Origin of the sequence: Moritella sp. (genome assembly GCF_033791185.1) — a bacterium.
Taxonomy (GTDB): domain Bacteria; phylum Pseudomonadota; class Gammaproteobacteria; order Enterobacterales; family Moritellaceae; genus Moritella.
Genome location: NZ_JASJHF010000293.1, coordinates 1 through 10,150 on the forward strand (window position 1 = coordinate 1; position 10,150 = coordinate 10,150).

Sequence of the window (10,150 nt, forward strand, 5' to 3'; positions counted from 1 at the left end):
GCCTTCCTGCCCATGCTCGAGTAATAAAATCCCGATAGCACCAGAGGTGACAAGGATAAATGAGATTGCCGATACCAACGAAAAGGTGGCTTTAAAGCGATGCTCAAAAATCATTTTAAATATAATTTTTGAAGAACGGATATGCTGAATAGATTTTAGAATTCTAGCAATACGAATAATGCGAATAAGTTGCAGCTGCTGTACCATCGGGATACTAGACAATAAGTCAACCCAGCCCCACTTCATGAAATGGAGCTTACTTTCTGCTTGATAAAATCGGATAATAAAGTCCGTAAAAAAAAATAAGCAAATAGTATTGTCAACACTCGTCAATATTTCGGTCACGTTAGGTGAAAAAGTGAATATGAGTTGAAGAAAAGACGAGACCACCACATGCAGCGATAAGATCAAGATGAAGATCTGAAATGGATTTATATCACTATTAACTTTAATATGGTTTTGAATGTGAGTTTGCAATGGTACTGGCCTTAGTTTAGTCGTATCGTTAATATAAACGTTAGTTGGTAGCAAAACAAAATATTTTTATAATAGCTGAGTCGGAGGGGTACTTTTATGTTTGTTATTGTTTTTTATGTGCCACAAGTCAATGTGGAAGACGTTAAGCTAGCACTGTTTAAAGCGGGAGCGGGTACGATAGGTGATTACGATAGCTGTGCTTGGCAGTGTTTAGGTACTGGGCAGTTTAAGCCGTTACTTGGAAGCCAGCCACATATTGGCACTATCAATGAGATTGAGTTAGTTGATGAGTTTAGAGTTGAAATGGTTTGCAAGGCTGAAAATGTAAGGGCAGCAGTTAATGCGCTTATTTCTGCACACCCTTATGAAGAACCAGCTTATCATATCTTGCAAACATTCAATCTAAATAATTTGCCTTAGAAGGCGAGAGTTAGACTTTAACTTTAACTTTAACTTTAACTTTAACTGCTAACTGCGCTGACGATGTTAGAAATTGTGTTGCCACAAGTGATCGAAATTAAACTATCAGTGTCAGCTTCTGTTCCCATTTGTACTACTGAATTAGGTTTCATTACACTTTGTCGGGTGGTTTTTCCTGAAAGGTGCAATTCAGTTACTTGGGTAAGATTAATGATTTTCTCTGCATTTTCTGGTGTGACGCCAGCACCAGGCATAATACTAATTCGGTCACCAGCTTGGATGACTAATTCTCTGATTAGATCACAACCTTGTTCCGCTTTTGCCTGTTGACCAGAGGTTAAAATACGCTCGCAACCTGCGTTTATCAAGATCTCTAGCGCTTGTTTAGGATCGTTACACAGGTCGAAGGCGCGATGAAAAGTAACGCCAATGTCTCGTGATGCTGTCATTAGGCGCTTTAATGCGCTTTCATCTATATTGCCTTCAGGTGTTAAAGCGCCGATAACCACACCTTGTATACCCAGTAGTTTCATGAATTTTATATCTGAAACCATGATATCAACTTCTTGCTCACTGTAGATAAAATCACCAGCGCGAGGGCGAATTATGGCGTAAAGAGGGATGGTTGCCAGATCAAGAGATTTTTGTACGAACCCCGCGTTGGCTGTTAACCCGCCTAAAGCTAAAGCTGAGCACAACTCGATACGATCAGCGCCAGCTTGTTGAGCCGTTTCAAGTGATTCTATATTATCGACACATACCTCAATCGTAACTGTCATAGGTTTCTCTTTCATCAAAAATAGTAGCGTAAGGATAGGCAGTTTTAGATTATATGAAAGAATAAAAAGCGACTAAGGTCACCTAGATCAATGATTATGGTAAAAAACTATAATCTGTTGTTAGCGAGTCCGCTTTTCTGCTCAGAGGGCAGTACCGTTTTGTGGTCTAAAGTCGAATCGCTATTTTTAGCTGAGAGCTTGATTAGAGCCACTTCTTGTGAAATATTAGGGAGATATGATTCCTTCCTTAATTGAATGTGATAATTGTGTTAAACTGAATAACGGAATAAAGCTTTATAGTGAATAGTGGACAAATTATGCAAGATGCGGGTGCGTTATTACGCATTGCTTATGAGGCTATGAAAGAATTAGAGATCGATGTACTCGAAGTTCTTTCTCGTTGCAACATTAGCGAGGATGTGTTGAATGATAAAGATTTGCGTACGCCTAATCATGCGCAGCCACATTTCTGGCAGGTGCTAGAAGACATATCACAAGACCCTAATATCGGTATTTCGCTTGGCGAGAGAATGCCGGTTTTTACAGGTCAAGTTTTACAGTATCTTTTCCTGAGTAGCCCTACATTTGGGAGCGGCTGGGAACGTGCCACAAAATATATTCGATTAATTAGTGATGCCGCCAGTGTCTCCATTAGCACTGATGCTAATGTTGCTCGATTGTCAGTAAATTTAGATGGTGTTACTGAAGATGCTAACCGCCATTTAAATGATAGCTTGGTGATCGGCGCATTTAAATTTTGTCAGTATGTAACTGAAGGTGAATTTAAGGCAACTAAAATAGCGTTTGCTCACCCTAGTCCGAAAGATATAACGGCTTATAGCAATGCATTTACATGTCCGATTGAATTTTCTGCCGCGGATAATTACATTTATTTTGATGCTAACTTACTTGAGCGTCCTTCATCTCATGCTGAACCTGAATTATTCGCCTTACATGATCAACTTGCCAGCCGTAAAGTAGCTAAGTTAGAGCTGCAAGATTTAGTTTATAAAGTGCGGACCGTTATTGCCCAACAACTCGAATCAGGAGTGGTGACATTAGAAAGTATTGCTACTGAGCTTGATATGAAGCCGCGTATGTTAAGAGCTAAATTAGCGGAAATTGATTATAATTTTAATCAAATCTTAGCGGATTTTCGTTGTGAGCTGTCTAAAAAATTATTGGCGAATACCAATGAATCAATAGATCAGATTGTATATCTCACTGGATTTTCAGAGCCAAGTACTTTTTATCGTGCGTTTAAACGTTGGATGCAGGTGACACCGATCGAGTATCGTCGTAGTAGGTTAGCGAGTTGTAAAACCAAAGGTTAGTACACCGATTTTAGTCGGGTTGTTTCACTGATTTTAAGATGAGCAATAGCTGCTATCATTTATCAAGCAGCTATTTTCAATACCGGAATTCTTAGCTCTAGCGCTAATCGTCGCTACGCGCCCAGTAATGATTGTCCACAAATTCGAAGCGTATTACCGGTCACTCCAGCCGCTTGCGGTTGCGCAAAAAATGCAATGGCCTCGGCAACATCAATTGGTTTACCGCCTTGTTTTAATGAATTCATGCGGCGACCCGCTTCACGAACGATAAAGGGGACTGCTGCGGTCATTTTTGTTTCGATAAAACCGGGGGCAACAGCATTGATGGTTATATGCTTGTTAGCCAGTGGTTTTTGCATTGCATCTACATAGCCGATAACGGCCGCTTTAGACGTTGCATAATTAGTCTGTCCAAAGTTACCCGCAATACCACTCATCGAAGACACGCAAATAATGCGACCATACTGGTTTAGTAGATCTTCATCTAACAGCTGGTGATTAATTCTTTCCATTGCTGACAAATTAATATCCATCAGCACATCCCAATGATTATTGGTCATACGAGCCAGGGTTTTATCTTTGGTGACCCCTGCGTTATGTACGATAATATCAAGTGAGCGCCCGCGTACAAAGTCCGCAATTTTAGCGGGTGTATCCTTAGCGGTAATATCTGCAACGATGGCAGACCCTTTTAAGCGATGGGCGATGTTATCGAGATCTTGCTTGAATGCTGGGATATCTAAACAAATCACATGGGCACCATCACGAGCCAGTGTTTCGGCAATCGCAGCGCCAATCCCCCGAGAAGCACCAGTAACAAGAGCTGTTTTTCCTTGTAATGGTTTTACTAGATTAATCGTCTCTGGTAATACCCCTGGTTTAACCTTAATAACTTGTGCCGATATATACGCAGATTTGGCCGAAGTAAGAAAACGGAGTGGGGCATTGAGCAAAGGTTCACTCCCAGCTTGCACGTACATTAGTTGGCAGGTACTGCCATTTTTGCCTATTTCTTTCGCTAAACTACGACAAAACCCCTCCAAAGAGCGTTGTGCCGTTGCGTAACTCACCTCTTCAAGGTGTTCACTGGGACGACCTAAAATGATAATTCGACTACATGCGGATAATTGTTTGATCACAGGTTGAAAAAATCGGTGTAAAGCACTGAGTTGTTGACTGGTTTTAATACCTGATGCGTCAAAGATTATACCGTTGAATTTATCCGCTTTGCTTATTGCTGCTAAGCTAATCGGTGTTGCGTTGAGTGCGCTATGATTGAACTGCTCATTGAGGTCGGCCAACTCTTTGGTGTTATGCGGATATGCTATAGCGAGATCGGCATCCTTAAATGTTTCAATGATAGGCTTAATCAACTCACTATCAGTGGCCGCGCCGATAAGTAAACGCCCTGAGATCAAATCTGAACCTTGAGAGAAACGGGTTAGCTTAACTGGCTGCGGTAGTTTTAGCGTTTTGAATAAACCTGATGTCCACTTACCATTGGCGAGTTTTGCATATGTATCCGTCATTAGTTAATCCTTGTTGTTGTAGACTGCCTTGATATGTTAATTGAGCTAGTGCCAAAAATCACCCTATTGCTATGACTTATTTGCCAAAGCTTGATAATAAATAGACCAGTCCAATACATCGTAAACCGTTATAGTATAACTAAATAATAGCTAAATTCTGATTTTTCATCTCTTACTATGGAATACGTTACAGCTGTCGTGCGATGAATAAATAATCAGATTAGAGTTTTTATTTTAAATTTGTATCAACAATGTTACATTATTGTATCTTAAGTCTAATGTGCTGCGGGCATATATAAGTCATTTAAATTAAAGGAATAAACCATGACAGGTCAAACAGTAAGAAGAGTTGCAATTATCGGCGGTAACCGTATCCCGTTTGCACGTTCAAATACAGCCTATTCGAAACTAAGTAATCAAGACATGCTTACCGAAAGTATCCGTGGTTTAGTGGTTAAATATAATTTACGTGGCGAGCAGCTTGGTGAAGTTGTTGCTGGTGCGGTAATCAAACATTCTCGTGATTTCAACTTAACCCGTGAAGCGGTATTAAGTTCAGGTCTTGCAGCTGAAACTCCTTGTTACGATATTCAACAAGCCTGTGGTACTGGTCTTGCGGCAGCAATTCAAGTGGCGAACAAAATTGCACTTGGTCAAATCGAAGTCGGTATTGCTGGTGGTTCTGATACCACTTCTGATGCGCCGATTGCGGTAAGTGAAGGTATGCGTAGTGTTCTATTGGAATTGAATCGCGCTAAAACAGGTAAGCAACGTTTGCGTGCACTGTCTCGTTTACGTCCCAAGCACTTTATTCCGTTAACACCAGCAAACAAAGAGCCTAGAACTAAAATGGCGATGGGCGATCACTGTCAAGTAACAGCGAAAGCGTGGAACATTTCACGCGAAGCACAAGATCAACTGGCCTGCGCCAGTCATCAAAAATTAGCCGCAGCATATGAAGACGGTTTTTTCGATACTCTGGTTTCACCTATGGCAGGTCTAAAGCAAGATAATGTACTGCGTGCTGATACCACAGTTGAAAAATTAGCTAAATTAAAGCCTTGCTTTGATAAAGTAAATGGCACGATGACCGCTGGTAACAGTACTAACCTGACTGATGGTGCATCAGCGGTATTGTTGGCAAGTGAAGAATGGGCTGCAGAACACAATTTACCTGTGCAAGCTTACTTAACATTTGGCGAAACCGCTGCCGTTGATTTTGTTGATAAAAAAGAAGGTCTGTTAATGGCGCCTGCCTATGCTGTGCCGAAAATGCTTAAACGTGCTGGTCTTACGTTACAAGATTTTGACTTCTATGAAATTCATGAAGCGTTTGCAGCACAAGTATTAGCAACGCTCGCGGCTTGGGAAGATGAAAAATTCTGTAAAGAGAAATTAGGTCTGGATGCACCGCTTGGTTCGATTGATTTAACTAAGTTAAACGTCAAAGGCAGTAGTTTAGCGACCGGTCACCCATTTGCCGCTACTGGTGGCCGTGTTATTGCCACATTAGCACAACTACTTGATCAGAAAGGTTCAGGTCGTGGTTTAATCTCGATTTGTGCGGCTGGTGGCCAAGGTATCACGGCTATTCTAGAAAAATAAATACTTTGTAAACAAAAACGCCGATACTGCAGAGTATCGGCGTTTTTTTCATCAGTAATTAAGTCGCGGTAAGTATCATGGCATGATTGCAATCTCTCATTGTACTAGAGTACCGCTCCCCCAATAAGAAACCCAAGTGTCACAGATGTAGAGACAGTGGCAACACCAGGTATGAAGAAAGGGTGATTAAATACTAAATTACCAATGCGAGTTGAACCTGTGTCATCCATCTCTACAGCAGCGAGTAATGTTGGGTAAGTTGGCAAGACAAACAGCGCACTTACAGCAGAAAATGAAGCTATTGCCGTTATAGGAGCTACGCCAATGGCTAACGCGGCTGGCATCAAGGCTGTTGTTGTTGCACCTTGTGAGTAGAGTAGTGTAGAGGCGAAGAATAAGGTTACTGCAAGCATCCAAGGGTATTGATTAAGAATGTCCGCAGAAAAGGTTTTTATTTCTTCAATATGGCTAGAGACGAAAGTATCACCAAGCCAGGCTACCCCGAGTACACAGATGCAGGCGCTCATGCCTGATTTGAACGTTGCGGCATTGGATATCTGTGATGCATCAATCTTAGTGAATGTTACAATCGCGGTAGCGGCTGAGAGCATAAATACCATAATGGCATCATTACGGCCTAAGGTTGGGTTTTCAATGATATTGACTGCGTCTGAAATCAGAGTTGAATAGATGATCACCCCTACGATTGCAGTTACAAAAATACCGGTTGCTAACTTAGCACTAGGCAATATCTCTCTTTGTGATTGTCCTTTAAATTTGACCAAGCCTTTCGCTAATCTATCTTGATAGATAGGGTCATCTTTTAGCTCGCAGCCTAAAACGTTAGCCACGAATGCGCCGACCATGCAAGCTGTGAATGTTGACGGGATACAGATAGCTAATAGTGTTAAATAACCCACACCAAGCGGCTCTAAAATGCCAGAAAAGAAGACTACAGCTGCAGATATGGGTGAGGCGGTGATCGCAATTTGTGACGCGATCACCGAGATGCTTAAAGGTCTTGATGGGCGAATTCCTTGTTCTTTCGCTACCTCGGCAATAACAGGTAATGTTGAAAAAGCAGTGTGACCAGTGCCTGCAAGCACGGTCATAAAGTAGGTGACCATTGGGGCATAAAAGGTGATTCTTTTTGGGTGTTTACGCAGAAAACCTTCAGATAGCTCCACTAGCCAATCTAATCCACCTGCAACTTGCATCGCAGCAATTGCAGCAATCACGGACATGATGATTAATATGACATCGATGGGAATATTTCCCGTGTCTACACCCATAAATAAAGTCAGTACTAATACCCCCGCACCACCAGCAAGACCAATGCCAATACCGCCGATACGAGCGCCAAGATAGATAAAAGCAAGCACAACAAGAAATTCCACAAAAAACATACACGACCTTAATTTAAACGAAATGTGGCGATAAAAGCTGCTTAGGATGGTAATGATGGGGTTGATCGGCTGTCTAAGTGCTTTGGCGAGATGATTTAACGCCGTTATCGCTTGAGCGCGAGAGGATAACACACTATTTATTAAATCTGTGATGTCGTTCACATATGGCTGTTATCTATCCAGAAGACTCATACTGGCAGAAACAGAAAAGACCTCGATTAAAAGGATTGAGTGAGAGGGTTGAGGCAATTATAAAAAAACAGCACCGAGGTGCTGTTTTAATTGAAGCTTTAAATAAGCGTTAAAAGGTTAGTCTTCGTATGCTTCGTTATGTACGCCAGCTGCACGACCTGATGGATCGGCATTGTTTTGGAAACTTTCATCCCAAGCTAATGCTTCTACAGTTGAGCACGCGACTGACTTACCAAACGGTACACATTTAGCCGCTGAGTCACCCGGGAAGTGGCCTTCAAAGATTGCACGGTAGAAGTAACCTTCTTTGGTATCCGGAGTATTGATCGGGAACTTAAATGCAGCGCTTGCTAACATTTGATCTGTTACCGCTTCAGCAACGTGAACTTTAAGCTGATCAATCCAAGAATAACCTACGCCATCAGAGAACTGTTCTTTTTGACGCCAAACAATTTCTTCTGGTAATAGATCTTCAAATGCTTCGCGGATGATATTTTTCTCTATGCGATCGCCGGTGATCATTTTTAGTTCAGGGTTTAGGCGCATTGACGCATCCACAAACTCTTTATCTAAGAAAGGTACACGTGCTTCGATACCCCAAGCTGCCATCGATTTGTTCGCTCGTAAGCAATCAAACATATGCAGTTTAGATACTTTACGTACTGTTTCTTCATGGAATTCTTGCGCATTTGGCGCTTTGTGGAAATACAAGTAACCGCCAAACAATTCATCCGCACCCTCACCAGAAAGGACCATCTTGATGCCCATGGCTTTAATCTTACGCGCCATTAAGTACATAGGTGTTGATGCACGAATAGTTGTTACATCGTATGTTTCAATGTGGTAAATCACATCACGTAATGCATCTATGCCTTCCTGAACAGAAAACTCAATGGAGTGATGGATGGTACCTAAATGGTCTGCAACTTTTTGTGCAGCGGCTAAATCTGGTGAACCATTCAAGCCCACAGAAAAAGAATGCAGTTGCGGCCACCATGCTTCAGTTTTGCCTCCATCTTCAATTCGACGTTTGGCATATAGCTGAGTGATTGCCGAGATAACCGATGAATCTAAACCGCCTGACAGTAATACACCATAAGGTACATCACACATTAATTGGCGTTTAACGGCATCTTCTAAACCTTGTTTAACGACTTCTTTATCACCGCCGTTTTGCGCTACGGCGTCAAAGTTTTCCCAATCACGTTGGTAATACTGCGTAACTTTGCCATCTTTACTCCATAAATAATGGCCAGCTGGGAATTCTTCGATTTGTGTACACACAGGCACTAATGCTTTCATTTCAGATGCAACATAGAAATTGCCGTGTTCGTCATAGCCTGTGTATAGCGGGATAATACCGATATGATCACGACCAATAAGGTAAGCGTCTTCTTCTTCGTCATATAATGCGAAGGCAAATATACCATTCAGGTCGTCCAGAAACTGTGTGCCTTTTTCTTTATATAGAGCAAGGATCACTTCACAGTCTGACTCTGTCTGAAACTCAAAATCTACATTGAGTGTATTCTTTAAATCTTTATGGTTATAAATTTCACCATTAACAGCAAGTACGTGCGTCTTTTCTTCATTGTATAGCGGTTGTGCACCATTATTAACATCAACAATAGCGAGGCGTTCATGAACTAAAATAGCATTATCATTAGTATAGATACCGGACCAATCGGGGCCACGGTGACGTAACAACTTTGATAGCTCTAGTGCTTGTTCGCGAAGAGGTTTAATGTCTGACTTGATGTCTAGAATTCCGAATATTGAGCACATAGCTAATTCCTTCCAATGCTGTGTTTGCAGCTAACTTTCTAAATAGTGTGTCTAATTTGCCACATTGTAATTTTAATGCAATTAAAAATGACAAAACTTTTATAAAAGTCTTATTTCAATGTGGATTCGACAATTAACTGGTGTTAAAAATGAGGATTCACTAATCCAGTGTGTGGTGATGGACTAATGTGGAACTTAATGAGTAAAGTCAGCACGATTGAATCCATTCAACGCAATGTGGTACTAAGTAAATAATTTAAAACATTAATAGTCCACATAAGTTAAATTTATCATGATAAATAACTATAGCTCAATGGTATTTTGGCATTAGGATTAAATATATTTAAAATTAATGGGTTAATTGGCTATTTCAACAATAAATTAGTATTGCTGGGGCTGAATAAATTAACAACCTTAGCAAGGGGGTTATTAAAACGCTTTAAATTGTGTGGTAAACATAAAAAATAGTTGGATTCCAAGGCATAACTGCATAAACTAATTGGCTTGTTGTTTTGTAATATTTTTGTAATTTAAACAGGTTTGATAAAATTTTATGTCTGATAAATATAAACCGTACGACCTTTCTTTCAAAAAAACGTTTTTACTACCTAAGTTTTGGCCCG

At 40.9% G+C, this 10,150-nt stretch carries 8 protein-coding genes; 3 read left to right on the forward strand and 5 right to left on the reverse strand.

The features are described from left to right. On the reverse strand, nucleotides 1-477 hold a 477-nt coding region (locus QNK26_RS16690; protein WP_319225074.1), incomplete at its 3' end, for an ion transporter. A 96-nt stretch (nucleotides 478-573) separates the two neighbouring features. Between QNK26_RS16690 and QNK26_RS16695 the strand changes: the two genes are divergently transcribed. After that, nucleotides 574-897: an NGG1p interacting factor NIF3 gene (locus tag QNK26_RS16695; protein ID WP_319225075.1), complete on the forward strand. Its 324-nt coding sequence runs from the start codon at nucleotides 574-576 to the stop codon at nucleotides 895-897. Between the two features lie 41 nt (nucleotides 898-938). Here QNK26_RS16695 and QNK26_RS16700 read toward each other — a convergent pair whose 3' ends face one another. Next, complete coding sequence (locus tag QNK26_RS16700; protein WP_319225077.1) at nucleotides 939-1,676, reverse strand: copper homeostasis protein CutC; 738 nt, start codon at nucleotides 1,674-1,676, stop codon at nucleotides 939-941. A gap of 317 nt (nucleotides 1,677-1,993) precedes the next feature. On the opposite strand from QNK26_RS16700, the gene QNK26_RS16705 reads away from it, so the two are divergent. Then, the gene (locus QNK26_RS16705) at nucleotides 1,994-3,010 is read left to right on the forward strand and encodes an AraC family transcriptional regulator (protein WP_319225079.1); all 1,017 of its coding nucleotides are present in this window, start codon (nucleotides 1,994-1,996) and stop codon (nucleotides 3,008-3,010) included. Nucleotides 3,011-3,123: 113 nt separating this feature from the next. Here QNK26_RS16705 and QNK26_RS16710 read toward each other — a convergent pair whose 3' ends face one another. Continuing rightward, entirely contained in the window at nucleotides 3,124-4,539 is a 1,416-nt protein-coding gene (locus tag QNK26_RS16710; RefSeq protein ID WP_319225081.1) for a 3-oxoacyl-ACP reductase, read from the reverse strand. 324 nt (nucleotides 4,540-4,863) lie between these two features. Between QNK26_RS16710 and QNK26_RS16715 the strand changes: the two genes are divergently transcribed. Beyond that, nucleotides 4,864-6,144, forward strand: coding sequence for an acetyl-CoA C-acetyltransferase (locus tag QNK26_RS16715; RefSeq protein WP_319225083.1), 1,281 nt, complete (start codon nucleotides 4,864-4,866; stop codon nucleotides 6,142-6,144). 104 nt (nucleotides 6,145-6,248) lie between these two features. On the opposite strand, the gene QNK26_RS16720 is transcribed toward QNK26_RS16715, so the two are convergent. Together QNK26_RS16720 and asnB are read right to left on the reverse strand one after the other, a co-directional pair. Then, entirely contained in the window at nucleotides 6,249-7,550 is a 1,302-nt protein-coding gene (locus QNK26_RS16720; RefSeq protein WP_319225085.1) for an anaerobic C4-dicarboxylate transporter, read from the reverse strand. A 309-nt stretch (nucleotides 7,551-7,859) separates the two neighbouring features. Further along, nucleotides 7,860-9,527 carry an asparagine synthase B gene (asnB, locus tag QNK26_RS16725; protein ID WP_319225087.1) on the reverse strand — a complete coding sequence of 556 codons (1,668 nt, stop codon included), beginning with the start codon at nucleotides 9,525-9,527 and terminating at the stop codon, nucleotides 7,860-7,862. Nucleotides 9,528-10,150 lie beyond the last annotated feature (623 nt).